This window comes from Photobacterium sp. HL06, from assembly GCF_059552575.1.
In genome coordinates this window covers 1256757-1273767 of record NZ_CM183914.1, presented here as the reverse complement: position 1 = coordinate 1273767, position 17011 = coordinate 1256757, and the positions used below count along the sequence as shown (strand labels likewise).

The following is a 17011-nucleotide window of genomic DNA, read 5'->3' as shown; positions in this document are numbered from 1 at the left end:
ATACGATAACCACAAACTATGACGTCTGGGGGATCTTCAAACTATGGAACATCCGGTAAAGAACAGGCACCACAATCAGTGTTAGCACTGTCGCAAAGCCCAACCCGAACATAATAGTTACCGCCATTGGCTTAAAGAAAACATCAGGCAAGAGCGGGATCATACCGAGAACTGTTGTAATAGCTGCCATACACACAGGGCGCACACGACTCACTGCCGCATCAACCACGGCTTGGTACTTCTCCTTGCCGCTACTGATTTCTATTTCAATCTGATCAAGCAGTACAATACCGTTTTTGACCAGCATGCCAGACAGGCTCAAAAAGCCCAGCAAGGCCATAAAGCCAAATGGAGTATTCAGCACTAGCAATCCCGTCGTGACCCCGATAATCGCCAGCGGAACCGTCGCCCATACAATCACAGCTTCTTTCACTTTGTTGAACAAGAAGATAGTGATCAGGAACATAAACAGATATCCCATCGGCATAGTCTGGAACAGTGACGCCTTCGCATCAGCTGATGATTCATATTCACCGCCCCACTCCAATGAATACCCCGGAGGGAAATCCAATGCTTCAATTTTTGACTGAATACGCCCTTGCAAGGTTGCAGCTGTTTCATCACCCAATGGATCAGGGTCTGCCATAATAGTGAGCATCCGCTTACGGTTCTTGCGCACCACCAACGGATCTTCCCACCGTACATTCACCCCGAGCATGACTTGCTGGAGAGGCACATAGCCTTGGATTGCCGGGCTCCAAATCTTCATGCCTTCAATCGTACTGACGTCCACCCGCTCTTCGTCAGGCAAGCGGGCAACAATCGGCATCAAGTTGGTGCCATCACGGTAGATACCAACAGACAAACCAGAAAAAGCCATTTGTAGTAAATCATCCACTTCGGATTTTGTGATCCCGTAGCGACGTGCCTGACTTTCATTGAAGATCGGCTCAAGGACCTTGGTGCGCTCACGCCAGTCATGACGGACGTTAAATGCACCAGGATCAGCCCGCATGATATCAAGTGTCTGCTGGGCAAGGGTTCGAAGAACGGTTGGATCTGGCCCAACCAAACGCGCTTCGATTTTTGATCCTGACGATGGGCCCAGCTCAATACGTTTTAGCTTGTATTCGATGTCGGGATGCTTGGCGTCGAGCTCAGCACTGACTTTGTGTAACATTGGCATCACATCGCCATAGCTGTCGAGGCGAATGATCAGCTCGCCATACGATGAATAGCTCTTTTCTGGCGAATAGGTCAGCATGAAGCGCTGTGAACCTTTACCGGCACTGGATGATACATGGCTAACATGCTCTTGCTCACTGGCCCAATTCTCCAGTTCACGCAACTTATCATTGGTTGAACGAATATCTGTCCCTTCCGGCAACCACACATCAACCATGAACATCGGTGTCGTCGAAGACGGGAAGAAAGACTGCTTTAGCTGGGTAAAGCCATACAAGCTCGCCCCCAGCATCACAATCAACACGATCACAGTTACCCATGCGTGTTTCATGCACGCTTCCAACGATTTCCTATACATCACGAAAACAACCCCTTTGTACGGGTCGCTGTCTTCGCCGTCGCCATTAGCCTTAACGCTTTTGAAAAACAGATCCGCAAAGAACGGGGTCAGTGAGATGGCCGTAAACCAACTCAGCATCAGAGAGATCAGCAAGACACTAAAGAGCGTTGCACAATACTCGCCAGTCGAGTCTTGTGACAGCCCGATTGGCGCAAACGCTGTGACTGCAATAACCGTCGCCCCCAACAAAGGCCATTTGGTCTGCGTCACTATATCCGATGCCGCCTGCATCCGCGTTCGCCCTTTTTGTATCCCTATCAGAACCCCTTCGACGACCACGATGGCATTATCTACCAACATCCCGAGAGCAATTACCAAGGCCCCGAGCGATATACGTTGCAAGTCAATCGCCATCCAACTCATGAAGACAAACGTACCCAACACAGTTAACAGCAAAATCAAACCAATTAAGAGGCCAGAGCGCAACCCCATGAAGAACAGCAAAACGACAATAACAATCGCCACCGCCTGGCCAAGGCTAACAATGAACCCCCTAACGGACTTATCTACTTCATCCGGCTGGCTATAGACTACACCGATATCAATACCGATGGGCTGCTGCTCTTTGAGTTCATCTAGGCGGCGGTAGACACCTTTACCTATTTCGACAACATTGACACCAGAAACAAACGAGACCCCGACATTCAGCGCTACTTTTCCATTGTAGCTAACCAGGTTATCAGGTACTTCTTTAAAACCACGCTTGATCTCGGCGACATCACGCAAATAGATCAAGCCTTCGGCCCCGCTATCGGTAATGATCAAATCTCCGAGGGCATCAACATCGGTAAACTCCCCGGTTGGGTGGACACGAACATATTCTGTACCAATTTTTACCGCACCGGCGCTCGAGACTATGTTTTGCATCGCAAGCGTGTTGTATATTGTCTGCAGCGAAATACCTAAACTGCTCAAACGCTGCATCGATATTTCAATAAAAACCTGCTCTTGCTGCGTGCCCGTAACAGAGACTTTACCGACCCCGTTGACAAGCTCGACCTCACGGCGCAAGTAGTCAACATAATCATTCAGCTCTTTATACGAATACCCCTCCCCCGTAATGGCCAGCAGAATGCCGTAGACATCACCGAAGTCATCAATCACCGATGGGGAGGCTACACCGGGAGGTAAATTCGGCTCGAGATCATTCACCTTACGCCGCAATTCATCCCAGATCTGTGGTAAGTCATCCGGGCCATAATTGTTTTTCATCGTCACGGTGATCTGAGACAAACCACGGCTGGAGATGGAGTTGACTTCATCAACATACGTTAACTGCTGGATCGCCTTCTCAATCGGATAGGTCACCTCTTCCTCAACCTGGAGCGGTGTGGCCCCAGGATAAGCCGTAACTACCATGGCATCTTTAATGGTAAATGCCGGGTCTTCCAATCGCCCCAAACCGAAAAATGCCATCGTACCGCCGATCAGGAAGATCAGGGACACCATCCAGCTAATCACTTTGTTTTTAATGAAATAGGCTGCGATATCTTGTTTCATTATTGTTCAGCCTCCTTGCTAATGACTTCCACTTGCTGGCCTTCCCGTAATCGGTTACCTCCTGCGACAACAATGGTTTCCCCTTCACTCAAACCAGCCTGCAACCGGGCACCTTCAGGTACAACTTTATCTGTTACCACGCGGCGCTTGGTCACTGTCTTGTCAGCATTGACAACCCAAACAAATTTTTCGGCTGGTGATAAACCATCACCATCTTCATTGAAAATGGCTTCCAGTGGGATCACAGGCTCACCCTTTTTATAGATTTTCAGTTTTTGCGCATCCGCTCGAACTTCAACCGCCATGCCATCAAGAACAAAACGATCTTTCGGCATCGGCATGGTCAAAGTCACCAGGAATGAACCGGATTCAGGATCGGGCTCGGTAGTGAACTCTTTCAACAAAGCCCTGTACTCAGTCCCATCAGTCATCACAATCCGAGAGCCAGGCCTAGATTCTTGAATATCAATAGCAGTACTTTGGGAATAAATAAGATCAGGTGCCTGAATAAGAATATCCACCATTTTGGTACTATGAATATTCATCACTTGCTGTCCGACTTGCACATTTTCAAACTGCTCCATAGGAACCCGTGAGATCACGCCGTCAAACGGGGCATTCAGCTTAGTAAATGTGAGGTTAAGTTTGGCAATCTTGAGCCTTGCATGGGCGATCTTACGGTGCGCTCTCAACTCATCAAACTGTGACTGAGCCAAAAAACCCTTGTCCACCAACTTGGCAGAGCGGCGGTATTGGCTGTCCGCAACATTGTATTTTGCCTGTGCATCGTCAACTTCCAGCTGGTAGTCTGTTGGATCAAGTTCTGCTAGCAACTGGCCTTTTTTTACAAAATCACCTGGGCGCACTGCAATACGGATCACCTCACCCTGGATTCGAAATGACAGGCTCGACTTGTCAGCAGCCGCAGCTACAGCCGGAAAGGTAAGCTGAGGGGCTTCTTCAGCCAAGGCAACAACACTCACACTAACCAGCTGAACAACTTGTCTCTCTTCAACTAACGGCTTTTCACAACCAGACAGGATAAATACCGTCGCCAGCGCCATTGAGATAAGGGATAGTTTTTTCATATTACAGCCCTCTCTCCTTAACCCAAGCCCGTACTTTCTGACCATCCTGTAGTTCAGCGATCCCAGAAGTCGCAATTTGATCGCCATCATTCAACCCTTTCACCACTCGCCCTTTGTCATCAAGCTCAACTTGGGTTTTATGCGCAATACCGGCTTCGTCGATATACCAGACATAGATTGCATTCCCCTCTTTCATGATCGCCCGCTTGGAAATTGCCCCTGAGCTCCCTTTGGGAATAGCAACTTTCACCAAACCAGCCATACCGGGAAGGATATTTTTACTCTCAGGGCGCTCCATAAATAGTGTCACTTTATAGCTGGAAGTTTTTGCATCTGCTTCAGTATCGATCTCTTTAAACTGCGCAGGATAAACTTCTCCCGGAATGGTATCGAATATGACGCTTGGCTGAGTCTGAGACTTACCTTGGAAGCGAGCCAATAGATGATCGGGTAATTGGAAGGTAACATTAATAAGGCCTGCACTTTGGATATGTACAACAGGATCTTTGGCCATTACATATTCATAGTTCTCGATTAATGATAGAGACAATGTCCCATCATAGGGTGCAACTAATGTTGCATAGCCTAAGTTAGATTTTTGTTTGCTCAACTCGGCTTTGGCTTGTTTTAACTCAGCTTTTGAGGTGTCGTAATCGAGTTCTGAAACTACATTGGTTTTTCTAAGCTCTTCATCTCGCTTAAACTGAACATACGCCAGTTCATAATTCGCCTGTGCTTGTTCAACCAACAGCGTGAGCTCATCTTTGTTCAAGCTTGCTAATTGTTGCCCACGCTTAACATTGGTTCCAGGCTTCACATCCAAAGAGGTAACTTGTCCTGAAACCCTAAATGCCAATACCGCTTTGTCTCCGGCTTCAACGGTAGCAGGAAATGTCCGATACGTTTCGTTATTGCCCACGGAGACCGTTTGCAACTTTACCGGCCTTGACTCCGGTTCAGGAACCTCAACCTTCTTTTCACCGCACCCTGACAATAGCAAGCCAGCGATGACGGTCACTAATATCGCGCGCCCCATACAACCCCTCTACGTTTTTATTGTTCGCTCTCGTTTTTCTTCTGGTATCAAGCGCAAGAACATCCAACAGCCCCGACTCATTCATTACAAAAAGCCTTTAATTGCAAGTTAATAGTGTAGCCAATAAAACAACACAGAAACCCAACAAACAGCGAAAAATAAGAAAAAACAACTCATTAAGCACAATTGAAAGGTGACGCCCCCCCTTAGGGGGATTAAGCACCTGCAGAAGAGATATTTCAGAGAGAATCAGGATGAAGGTGTTAAATCAGGTGTAATTGAATATCAAACAAATAAAAAGGAGCCTACAAGGCTCCTTTATTAATGACTAACCGGGATTTGGCGACTATGCATCCATTTCCGCAATGTTTACTTTCCAGGTATCAGGGCCTGTTTGGTGGGCATTGGTACCTTCAGCATCAACGGCAACGGTAACCGGCATATCTTCGACTTCAAACTCGTAGATAGCTTCCATGCCAAGATCTTCAAAGGCCACCACGCGTGCTTTCTTGATTGCTTTGGCAACCAAGTAGGCAGCGCCGCCTACAGCCATCAAATAAACCGCTTTATGCTCTTTGATAGACTCAATCGCTGCCGGGCCACGTTCTGCTTTACCAATCATACCGGTAAGGCCCGCCTGGCCAAGCATCATTTCTGTGAACTTGTCCATGCGCGTTGAAGTTGTAGGACCTGCCGGACCAACGACCTCATCACCGACAGCATCAACTGGGCCAACGTAGTAGATAAAGCGGTTATTGAAATCGACAGGGAAATCTTCACCTTTCGCCAACATATCCTGAATTCGCTTGTGGGCGGCATCACGACCTGTCAGGATTTTACCTGATAACAAAACTGTCTCGCCGGACTTCCATTCCTGAACATCGGCTTTGGTGACTTCATCAATATTGACCCGGCGGACGTTCTCGCCCACTTCCCAAGTCACTTCCGGCCAGTCTTCCAGCTTCGGTGGCGTCAGATCAGCAGGACCTGAACCATCTAGCTTAAAGTGAACATGACGGGTTGCCGCACAGTTCGGGATCATACACACCGGCTTGGACGCCGCATGCGTTGGGGCTGTTTTGATTTTCACATCAACAACCGTTGTCAGGCCACCTAGGCCCTGGGCACCAATACCCAGTTTATTGACGCGGTTGTAGATATCGAGGCGGAGCTCTTCTTCGGCATTCTGCGCGCCACGCTCTTGCAGCTCGTGGATATCAACGGATTCCATCAACGACTCTTTAGCCAGTACTGCTGCTTTCTCAGCCGTACCGCCAATACCGATACCCAGCATACCCGGCGGGCACCAACCTGCTCCCATCAGCGGAACCGTTTTTTCAACCCATTCAGCAACATCATCCGACGGGTTCAGCATCACCATCTTGGTTTTGTTTTCTGAACCACCACCCTTGGCAGCAATTTGGATCTCAACCTTATCACCCGGAACCATATCGATATGCACGACAGCCGGTGCATTATCCTTGGTATTCTTACGACTTCCGGCAGGGTCCGCGACGACAGAGGCTCGTAACGGGTTATCCGGGTTGGTGTAGGCCAGGCGAACACCTTCGTCGATCATTTCCTGCACAGTCAGATCGCTGTCCCACTGTACATTCATACCGATTTTGACAAAACAGGTTACGATACCAGTATCCTGACAGATTGGACGGTGCCCTTCTGCCGACATGCGCGAGTTGATCAGGATCTGCGCAATGGCATCTTTCGCGGCCTGGCTCTGCTCTTTGTTATAGGCTTTTTCTAAAGCCTGAACAAAATCCAGCGGGTGGTAATATGAAATATACTGTAGCGCATCCGCTACACTATCAATCACATCTTGTTTACGAATGACGGTCATAATTGCCCTCGTTGATTATTATCGTTCCATGGCGCCCGACTTTTTGCCGTTACAGCATGCTTCCAGTGTAGGGTGTGATTCACATCATTCGTGCCCTGCGCATAGGGAATAAAGCATGCAGGGAACAATGCAACCACGCGGCCATGATCCTCATGGCAATGTCCTTTGTAAACCATTTATACCGTGCTAGTAAAAATAAAACACAAAGGATCGTCCTTGGGCGTCGTATTAAATTCTGCGTTTATGATACTCTTGCGGACAATTTCGCGCCATGCGCCAATCGAACACCTGTCACAAAAAAGAAAATGATTTGTAAATCACATCCTCATCTGAGTATTGAACAACTCGATTACTCCCAAGCAGCGACGCTCTCGTGGTTTGAACCTTTAGCGGGCCAGCCATGGGCTATGATATTACGCTCGGCCGCCCAGGATCACCCTGATAATCGCTTTGACATTTTAGTTGCTGATCCTTTAGCCACTTTAGAGACATATGGTGAAACAACTCGTATTAAGTTTTCAAATGGTGATGAAGAAACCAGCAACGCTGATCCTTTCAAGCTTGTTGAAGATGTTCAGTCCTCGCTATTGCCATCGTTTAAGCCTCTGACAGATGTGCCATTTATTGGTGGCGCAGTCGGCTATTTCGCCTACGATCTTGGACGCAGGGTCGAAAAGATTGATACGATTGCCGAACATGATATCCATGCGGCAGACATGGCTGTGGGGATCTATGACTGGGCCCTGGTTGCTGATCACCATACCCGCGAGTTATTCCTTATCTCTCCGAAAGGGAGCGACCGACTACAATGGCTCCTTGAGCAACAGCTCGCCTTCAAGCAACATCAGGCAAAAAATACGTTACAACAAAAGTCCTCATTTGCATTAACAAGTCGCTGGGTTGCCAATATGAGCAAGGCAACCTATTGCAACAAGTTTGATCAGGTACAAGAGTACCTACTATCAGGCGACTGCTACCAAATCAACTTGGCACAGCGTTTTCAAGCCAGTTACCAAGGTGACGAGTGGCAAGCTTATCTTCGTTTGGAACATACCAACGGTGCGCCTTTCTCAGGTTTCATCCGCACCCCTGAAGGCGCAGTGCTGTCCGTTTCACCCGAGCGTTTCCTTCAACATAATCAAGGCTACGTTGAAACGAAGCCCATCAAGGGCACCCGCCCCCGCGCGGAAGATGAACAGCAAGATAGCGACAATGCCAATGAGCTGCGCCATGCCAGCAAAGATCGCTCTGAGAACCTAATGATTGTTGACCTGCTGCGGAATGATATTGGCCGGGTTGCCAAACCAGGCTCAGTTAAAGTACCGAACCTATTCGATATCGAAAGCTTTCCTGCCGTTCACCACCTGGTCAGTACGGTGACCGGAGAGCTTGATAGCCCCTATTCTTCATTGGACCTGCTTCGCGCTTGCTTCCCTGGCGGCTCGATTACTGGTGCACCCAAAATTCGGGCAATGGAAATCATTGAAGAGCTGGAGCCACACCGTCGCAGCGTGTACTGCGGCAGTATTGGCTATATCAGCCGATGTGGCCGAATGGATACCAGCATTACAATCAGAACCCTTATTTCTCAGCAGGATACCCTATATGCCTGGGCGGGGGGCGGACTCGTTGCCGATAGTGAAGCCAACAGTGAATATCAAGAAACACTGGACAAACTGAGTAAAATTCTGCCAATCTTAGAAAAGTAGGCGATTTCTCTAGCGTAAAGCGAAAGAAAAGATTGGCCCGACAATCAACACGAAGGTGACAAGTTTGTCGCCTTCCAACTGTGTACCAGGCAAAGCCTGTCACAGTATAAAGCAATAACCACGGACGGTTTATGAACGATCAACAACAATTGCTAGCGCGTTTTCTGCTAGCACCACAGGCAAGCTATGATCAGAGCCATTCGGCTCGGGTTCGCCAGCATGTGTCTGCGTCCGGCTCCTTTAAACAAGCTGCTGTGATGATCCCCCTCGTTCCCCGTCAAAATACCTTCAATGTCGTCCTTACACGTCGTGCACGCCATCTCAAACACCACCCAGGCCAGATCGCTTTTCCTGGTGGCGGATATGAGTCTCAAGATATTGATTTAATTGAAACTGCTATCCGCGAGACCAAAGAAGAAACTGGGATTTTATGCAATAGGGCGCGCATCCTCGGCCAGCTACCTACCCTGCCAACAATCAGCGGTTATATCGTCACTCCGTACTTATCCATCATATCACCTGATTACAGGCCAGACCTGGATCCTAACGAGGTCGATGACCTGTTTGAAGTCCCGATCGAGTACCTATTAAACCCAGTGAATATGCGCACTGCGAAATTCACCATTGATGGCATGAAACACAATATTTATGCAATTTCATTTAGTAAATATTCTATTTGGGGGGCAACTGCCCAGATGATTAAGTTGTTATCAAAACAGCTCTGGTATTAAAAAACCACCTTCTAACACATCATTTCCCCTAACCTTGCCGCAACATCTAATGTGATCAAGATCACCTTTAATTGTATTGCAATTTGCACCCATTACATAACGAGATCTTGATCAAAGTTTTCCTGCCATAAATCCTCAAAATGCGCGCCGTTCCTAATTTCCGTTCCGTAATTTAACTTTAGGTATATAACCATGCATACCACTTCGAACACGGCAGTATCCTCTGCTGAAAAAGCAAGATGGACGTATAAAGATTTTACTTGGGCCCTTTCACTATTCGGTACAGCTGTAGGTGCCGGTGTACTTTTCCTTCCGATTAAAGCAGGTGCTGGCGGTTTCTGGCCTCTAGTCATTCTAGCTCTTATTGCTGCACCAATGACTTGGTTTGCACACAAAAGCCTGGCACGTTTTGTACTTTCAGCGAAAAACCCTGAAGCAGATATCACTGATACTGTAGAAGAGCATTTTGGTAAATCTGGCGCTAAAATCATCACTTTTGCTTATTTCTTTGCCATCTACCCAATCGTTCTTATCTACGGTGTAGGTATCACCAATACTGTTGATTCATTCATGGTTAACCAGCTTGGCATGGAGTCAATTCCGCGCTGGCTACTGTCTGGCGGCCTGATCCTTCTGATGACTGCAGGTGTAGTCTTCGGCAAAGAATTGATGCTTAAAGCAACGTCTGCAATGGTATACCCTCTAGTATTCATCCTACTGGCTCTATCTGTTTACCTAATTCCAGATTGGAATACATCAATGGTATCTGTAAGCCCAGATTGGAGCACAATGCCTGCTGTTATCTGGCTAGCAATCCCAATCATTGTATTCTCTTTCAACCACAGCCCGGTAATCAGCCAGTTCTCTAAAGAGCAGCGTCGCGTTTACGGTGATGATGCAGCGAAAAAGACTGACATGATCACTGGTGGCGCAGCAATGATGCTAATGGGCTTCGTAATGCTCTTCGTATTCTCTGTTGTTCTGTCTCTGTCTCCAGAGCAGCTTGCTACAGCGAAATCACAAAACATTAGTGTTCTGTCTTACCTAGCGAATGTTCACGAATCTCAGCTTATCTCTTTGCTTGGTCCATTAGTTGCTTTTGCTGCTATCACTTCAAGCTACTTCGGTCACTTCCTGGGTGCACACGAAGGTCTTGTAGGCTTGGCAAAATCTAGCTCTAAGATGCCAGTTAAGAAGATTGAGAAAATCTCTCTTGGTTTCATCGTAGTGACTACCTGGATTGTTGCGGTTATCAACCCAAGCATCCTAGGTATGATTGAAACGATGGGTGCACCGATGATTGCGGCAATCCTGTTCCTGATGCCTGTGTTTGCAATGTACAAAGTACCAGCAATGGCTAAGTACAAAACATCTGCACCAGTACAGATTTTCACAGCTCTTTGTGGTATTGCGGCAATTACTTCTGTAATCTACGGCGCATTCTAAGAGAGCATCACTACTACAGTGATATATATCAATTACCAACTTGTCCATCTGAGAAAATGTGCTACAACGCATAGTCTTCTGAGGCAATTTGAGTAAAATAGACGATACATAAGAGCAGGAAGCCTACGCCACCTGCTCTTTTGTTTTTCTAGTGATCTCGCCAAGGAAGGGGCGAGAATTATAAAAACTATGACAGTCTTGGCCGAGGCAAGATCGCTTCCCCCGACTGAGGTAATTCGCATGATCAGTGTTTTTGATATCTACAAAATTGGTGTGGGCCCTTCCAGTTCGCACACGGTTGGTCCAATGAAAGCAGGTAAAGAGTTTATCGACGACCTGCGTGCTATGGGCAAATTACGTGATGTAACTAAAATTACCGTTGACGTTTATGGTTCACTTTCTCTTACCGGTAAAGGTCACCACACAGATATCGCTATCATTATGGGACTTGCAGGCAACAGCCCAGAACATGTTGATATCGATAGCATCCCAGGTTTTATCGCACGTGTTGAAGAAACCGAGCGCCTTCCTGTCGGCATGCACTGCCACACTGTAGATTTTCCTCGTGATAGCGGTATGAACTTTCATACTACCAACCTTCCTTTGCACGAAAACGGCATGACCATCCATGCGTGGATTGGTGACGAAGAAGCCTATACCAAGACCTATTATTCTATCGGCGGTGGTTTCATCGTTGATGAAGAGAACTTCGGCAAAGAACAAGAATCAACAGTTAAAGTGCCTTACATGTTCACTATGGCTGAAGAGCTCGTTGAACAATGTAAAGAGAATGGCCTTTCTATCAGCTCGCTAGTCATGGCTAACGAACGTGCAATGAATGCTGAAGATGAGATCAATACCTACTTCTCAAATATCTGGAAGACCATGCGTGAGTGTATGGAACGCGGTATGAACGAAGAAGGCATTCTGCCTGGTCCACTGCGTGTACCACGTCGTGCCGCTGCACTACGCCAACAGCTGATGACAACCGAGAAGCTAAGCAATGACCCAATGACCGTGGTTGACTGGGTCAACATGTATGCTTTTGCGGTAAACGAAGAAAACGCAGCCGGTGGCCGAGTGGTTACTGCACCAACAAACGGTGCTTGCGGTATCATCCCTGCGGTACTAGCTTACTACGATAAGTTTATCCAGTCGGTTGGCCCTAAAGAGTACACCCGCTACTTCGCAGCCTCCGGAGCAATCGGTGGCCTGTACAAGCGTAACGCGTCTATCTCTGGTGCCGAAGTCGGTTGTCAGGGCGAAGTGGGCGTGGCATGTTCTATGGCAGCCGCTGGCCTTGCAGAGCTGATGGGTGGTAGCCCTGAGCAAGTCTGTATGGCAGCAGAAATCGCAATGGAGCACAACCTTGGCCTGACTTGTGATCCGGTTGCCGGCCAGGTACAGGTACCATGTATCGAGCGTAACGGTATTGCCGCGGTTAAGGCTATCAACGCCTCCCGCATGGCGCTACGCCGTGCCTCTGAGCCACGCGTCTCTCTGGATAAAGTTATCGAGACCATGCTTGAGACAGGTAAAGACATGAACGCGAAATACCGTGAGACCTCTCAGGGTGGTTTGGCAATCAAGGTTGTCTGTTAATAAACTAGAAACTAGAAACTAGAAACTAGAAACTAGAAACTAGAAACTAGAGAATATAAAGCTACCCTAATGTGGGTAGCTTTTTTATTTGTAATTTTCCCTGTTACCGATTTATCACTTAGTATTGGCTTTAGCTAATAACACCTCGATATCTTCCGCCAGCGCTTCCCCGCACTGCAGTGTTGTGACCCATGAAATGGGTATTCCTTTCTCATTGCCAAAACCATAACAGGCACCAGCTAACGCCCCAACTAAGATCCCTCGGCCGCAGGTATCACCGGAGACTAATATATTCTTGATAATCGCTTTGGTATAGCTATCGCTATTTTGCAATATCCATGCAGCCATCGGGAGGCTATCAGCAAGATGGCAAGCCTGGTTCACTAGCGCCAATACATGACTGAGATCATTCACATCCCCGCTCAGCAGCCTCACCTGTTCTATCTTTTCGCAGATTTCTTCCGGTGATTTGATCTTGAGGACATTCAGTACAGGCTCCATTCGCCTTGATCGCAACGCTTCATTGAGTGCACTGGCAAATGCCTTGGCGCAAGCCAACGCCGTTTCATTCTGGTGGGTGATGCCAATAATACGTTCAATTTCCTGCTCCATCTGCTCTGAAGGCATCTTCAGCGAAACCAAAGCCGGGATCGCACATAAAGCCGGGTTCTGATCGTCATCACTGCCTGAGTCTTCAGGCCAATCTTCAGGAGGTAGGGAGAACAAGGTGAGCAGCAACGCTTTGGTCGGACTGTCGATATAACCGATAAACTCCCCGCCCGGCCCGAAGTACTCCAGGATATGCTGTTGGATAGTATGGGTATCTGTGTCGGCCTGGCCTAATAAGCGGATATATAGTGCCAGCCATTCACCATAGACTGTTAGTTCACCGGCCGTGAGCTTATCGTGGGCATAATAGCTATCAACCCCTTCATAATGTTTGGCATCTGGCTCAATAAATGGAAAGTGCGGTAAGTCGGTAAGCAATTTCATCCGCTCGGGTGAGTATATCCAATGGGTACCCATACTGGCGGCATCGGCAACTAATGCGCCCATTAATGCTGCGTAACGTTGCGCCATTGTCTCACTCCTTCTGCTTAGAAAATACTAATCATAAGCTTATACCAATTTCATTCGCTTAATGGCTTCCTTGTTTATCATCGCCTAGTAGGCCAAATTACAGACATAAAAAAACCTCGCCGGAGCGAGGTTTTTTCAAAATTCTGTCAGATTAAGCAGCGGCTTTTAGGCTTGCTTTCTCTTTTTTCAGCTCGCCAACAGGCAAGATAGTGCGGCCGTACTCGTTGTTCAGTACCTGCGCCATTGCGAAGTAAATCGCACTTGCACCACAGATGATACCTTCAAAACCAGCGATAGTGCCGATCAGTTCGCTACCCGTGAAATCACGAGCTGCAAGCAGGAAGAACAGTACAGTCAGTGAACCAAATACAAACTGCTTAGCACGTGGGTAGCATAGTGAGCCAATGAACATGAAGCCAGTGAAGATACCCCAAAGCAGTAGGTACCAACCCATGAAGCTCGCAGGGCTAGCTGGAAGACCCATGTAAGGCATAACAATCAAACCAACCAGAGTTAGCCAGAACAGGCCATATGAAGTAAACGCTGTTGTACCGAACGTATCACCACGCTTGAAGCACATCATGCCGACGATTACCTGGCTAATACCACCATAGAAAATACCCATTGCAAGGATCATCGAATCAATAGGGAAAAAGCCCGCATTGTGGATATTCAAAAGGATAGTGGTCATACCAAAACCCATTAGGCCAAGTGGCGCTGGGTTAGCTAGTTTCGTTGACATTTAGTTCCCCTACAGGAGTAATTCAAAAAATGTGATAAAAATTAAAAAATGGGTGCACTTTTGATGCGCGGCGAATTCTAAAGGATGATGAGGGGCAAATCAATCCAATTCCAGGTCGATTTCTGACCAAATGCAAAAAAAGTTGAATTTCCACCTGAATTTGTAAAGTTTTTTTGTAATTAGTAACGACAACAAGTGTTAGTGAATGTGACAGACATCAACACAAAACACTCAAATCAGACAAAAATGACACCTAAGAGTTTGATTTTAATCAATATAACAAGTTCACTTACATTACAGTGCTGATTTACATTTTGAATCAATATAAAAAAAGCAGCACTAAGCTGCTTATTTATCCAAAAACCTAAACGTCTCTGTACATGATATCTGGCTATTCAGACAACACTCTCAGTATCCATCATTCGACCTCTTGCTCATTGCGCACTGTCCGGCTCGGTGAAATCAAGCCTGACGTAGGCTGCGATTGGGCTCCTAGCCCGTCACCACGAATTTGAACACCCGCATGTTCGGCATTTAGAGCAGGTCGGCTATCGGTAAGATTCGCGAGGCGAGCCTTAAGCTGTTCTATCTGCTTTTGCTGAATACCGATCAAAGCTGACAAAGAGGCAACCTGCTCATCATCTTCACGTTTTATCGTGTTGTCCTGACGAGAAGATGCATACTGCTGACGGGCAGCCACTACTTCGTCTTTGATCTGCGCCGCTTGCGTTCTAAGCGACTGATCCCTGAGGTCATTATCATTCAGTGCCAATGAAATCTGCAGCAGCTTTGTTTCAATATCTAAAATAAAGCTCTCATATTCATCTTTGCTACGGTCGCGCAGCCCTTGGACTTCCAGTGCAATGTGCTCGGCATGTGCTAGCTCAAACTGGATCTCAGACACTGCCTGCTTTATCTCAGCAAAAGCGCGTGGTGAGCGCTCAATCAACCCCTTTCCGCTCGATATTTCAGCTTCCACCCGAAAATAGCTTATAGGCGCATAGTATTTAACATCATTACGCTTCAGCTCTCGCAATGCATCTTCTTGTGGGGAAATATAAATCTTCTTGATGGTGCGTACTTCCAGGCTGTGCCCACGTTCGAGAAACTCTTCCTGCTCCTCCCTGGCATCACTTAACTCATCATCTTCCACCAGGCGGAACAACTTGGCGTAAAGACGCGTCAGCCTGACATATTCACTTCGATAATACTGGCGGGCATCAATTGAATTCAGGTAATTCAATTGGGTAATCGCTGGTTTGAGCACATCATCGGCGACTCGCTTCAAATGCTCGAGCTCCGATAATGTTTTTTCCACCGTCACAATCTCTTCGTAAAAACGATCAAGATAGGTGGATGATGAAAATAACGAATAGCTTTGGAATGCGGTTTCCGGTGTTTCCTTAAATTCTTGGAAAATTGAATCTGCCTTTTGCCAGCTCGACATCATCAAGCCATATTTATCAGGTGAATAGATTTTGAGGTGCTCTGTACCTTCCAGCCTATTCAGCCAAATCTGGTGTGCTTTCAATGCGCCCTGAAAGAGGTTTTCTGTATTAATTTGAGATAAAACTCCGTCTTCACCTTCTGGCGTGCTCTGGCAGGCACTTAGTAAAGCAACCAGGCAGATAATGCAGGCTACTTTCCCCGTTTGTTTCATATCTCATTCCGCTATTAAAATTTGCAAAAACACAATACTGATTGAAATCTACCAACTGATGACAGCAGCCCTCTATCTATGCATCGGTATCAATTCTGTTAAAACTCATTCACTATCAACCAGCATCTGAGCAAATACTCAGTTAAGTGTATAGGACCCAGATTGAGTTCTAAAGTTCTATCTTGTTATTATTTAACGCTAAAACCTCTATTTTTAATAAAGTCCTTCATAAATGGCCGTGCTTCTTTATTGAGTGCCGCTGTTATTTGCTCTGACCAAGAGGTGTCTTTATTTCCACCAGTGCGAGTCCGATAGTAATCGCGTACCTCAGTATCATACTGTTCCAACTGTGCGCTATTCAGATCTGGCTGATAGCTATTTTGGTGGACAATCATCTGCTGAGGCAATCGAGGCTTCAGTTCTGGAGATTGTGCCGGATACCCCAAGCATAAACCAAATAGTGGGATCACATGGTGTGGAAGTGACAATAATGCAGATACGTCTGCAGGATTATTACGTATCCCCCCAATATAAACCCCGCCTAACCCCATCGACTCAGCCGCAACCAACCCGTTTTGTGCCATCAGTGCCGCATCAACGGCTCCGATCAATGTCTGCTCAGTGAAACCTAGCCGCGCTTCGGGGTGAATCTGTTTATGTCGATGGAAATCGGCACAGAACACCAAAAACTCTGCCGCCGAGGCAACATAAGGTTGCCCACCAGCGTATTCAGCCAGCCGCTCCCGCTTGTCCGTCTCGGTAACCCGAATAATACTGACGCACTGAATAAAGCTCGATGATGATGCAGCAATGGCGCAGTCAATTACTGCAGAGAGTTGCTCTGCCGATATCGGCTGTTCAGTAAATTTACGGATTGAACGATGCTGAAGAATGGTCTCAATTGTCTGATTCATGGATATCCTTATCACACTGCAGAAAGTTGGGAGGGGATGCCCAATGTAACACAAATTCCCCCC

Annotated in this window: 12 protein-coding genes; 4 read left to right on the top strand and 8 right to left on the bottom strand. The window is 47.1% G+C overall.

What is annotated here, in order from left to right:
* Positions 1 to 16: 16 nt before the first annotated feature.
* The 4 genes from AC51G0_RS06165 to AC51G0_RS06150 form a co-directional block, all read right to left on the bottom strand.
* Entirely contained in the window at positions 17 to 3085 is a 3069-nt protein-coding gene (locus AC51G0_RS06165) for an efflux RND transporter permease subunit (RefSeq protein ID WP_496301178.1), read from the bottom strand.
* Positions 3085 to 4173 (bottom strand): efflux RND transporter periplasmic adaptor subunit, encoded by a 1089-nt coding sequence (locus AC51G0_RS06160; RefSeq protein ID WP_496301177.1) that lies wholly within the window; start codon positions 4171 to 4173, stop codon positions 3085 to 3087. The genes AC51G0_RS06165 and AC51G0_RS06160 overlap by 1 nt, the downstream gene beginning before the upstream one ends.
* A gap of 1 nt (position 4174) precedes the next feature.
* Entirely contained in the window at positions 4175 to 5209 is a 1035-nt protein-coding gene (locus AC51G0_RS06155; RefSeq protein WP_496301176.1) for an efflux RND transporter periplasmic adaptor subunit, read from the bottom strand.
* Between the two features lie 346 nt (positions 5210 to 5555).
* Positions 5556 to 7064: a fumarate hydratase gene (locus tag AC51G0_RS06150; protein ID WP_496301175.1), complete on the bottom strand. Its 1509-nt coding sequence runs from the start codon at positions 7062 to 7064 to the stop codon at positions 5556 to 5558.
* A 305-nt stretch (positions 7065 to 7369) separates the two neighbouring features.
* Between AC51G0_RS06150 and pabB the strand changes: the two genes are divergently transcribed.
* The 4 genes from pabB to AC51G0_RS06130 all read left to right on the top strand — a co-directional run bounded on the left by pabB (position 7370) and on the right by AC51G0_RS06130 (position 12552).
* Positions 7370 to 8773, top strand: coding sequence for an aminodeoxychorismate synthase component I (pabB, locus tag AC51G0_RS06145; RefSeq protein ID WP_496301174.1), 1404 nt, complete (start codon positions 7370 to 7372; stop codon positions 8771 to 8773).
* Positions 8774 to 8904: 131 nt separating this feature from the next.
* Positions 8905 to 9504 carry a CoA pyrophosphatase gene (locus tag AC51G0_RS06140; RefSeq protein ID WP_496301173.1) on the top strand — a complete coding sequence of 200 codons (600 nt, stop codon included), beginning with the start codon at positions 8905 to 8907 and terminating at the stop codon, positions 9502 to 9504.
* Between the two features lie 192 nt (positions 9505 to 9696).
* Positions 9697 to 10950: an aromatic amino acid transport family protein gene (locus AC51G0_RS06135; RefSeq protein WP_496301172.1), complete on the top strand. Its 1254-nt coding sequence runs from the start codon at positions 9697 to 9699 to the stop codon at positions 10948 to 10950.
* 240 nt (positions 10951 to 11190) lie between these two features.
* Positions 11191 to 12552 (top strand): L-serine ammonia-lyase, encoded by a 1362-nt coding sequence (locus AC51G0_RS06130; RefSeq protein WP_496301171.1) that lies wholly within the window; start codon positions 11191 to 11193, stop codon positions 12550 to 12552.
* A gap of 114 nt (positions 12553 to 12666) precedes the next feature.
* Here AC51G0_RS06130 and AC51G0_RS06125 read toward each other — a convergent pair whose 3' ends face one another.
* The 4 genes from AC51G0_RS06125 to nfsA all read right to left on the bottom strand — a co-directional run bounded on the left by AC51G0_RS06125 (position 12667) and on the right by nfsA (position 16948).
* A complete protein-coding gene (locus tag AC51G0_RS06125; protein ID WP_496301170.1) occupies positions 12667 to 13632 on the bottom strand; it encodes an ADP-ribosylglycohydrolase family protein in 966 nt (321 codons plus the stop codon).
* Between the two features lie 151 nt (positions 13633 to 13783).
* Positions 13784 to 14374: an acetate uptake transporter gene (locus AC51G0_RS06120; protein WP_496301169.1), complete on the bottom strand. Its 591-nt coding sequence runs from the start codon at positions 14372 to 14374 to the stop codon at positions 13784 to 13786.
* A gap of 418 nt (positions 14375 to 14792) precedes the next feature.
* Positions 14793 to 16034, bottom strand: coding sequence for a hypothetical protein (locus tag AC51G0_RS06115; RefSeq protein ID WP_496301168.1), 1242 nt, complete (start codon positions 16032 to 16034; stop codon positions 14793 to 14795).
* Positions 16035 to 16222: 188 nt separating this feature from the next.
* The gene (nfsA, locus tag AC51G0_RS06110; RefSeq protein WP_496301167.1) at positions 16223 to 16948 is read right to left on the bottom strand and encodes an oxygen-insensitive NADPH nitroreductase; all 726 of its coding nucleotides are present in this window, start codon (positions 16946 to 16948) and stop codon (positions 16223 to 16225) included.
* Between the last annotated feature and the right edge of the window lie 63 nt (positions 16949 to 17011).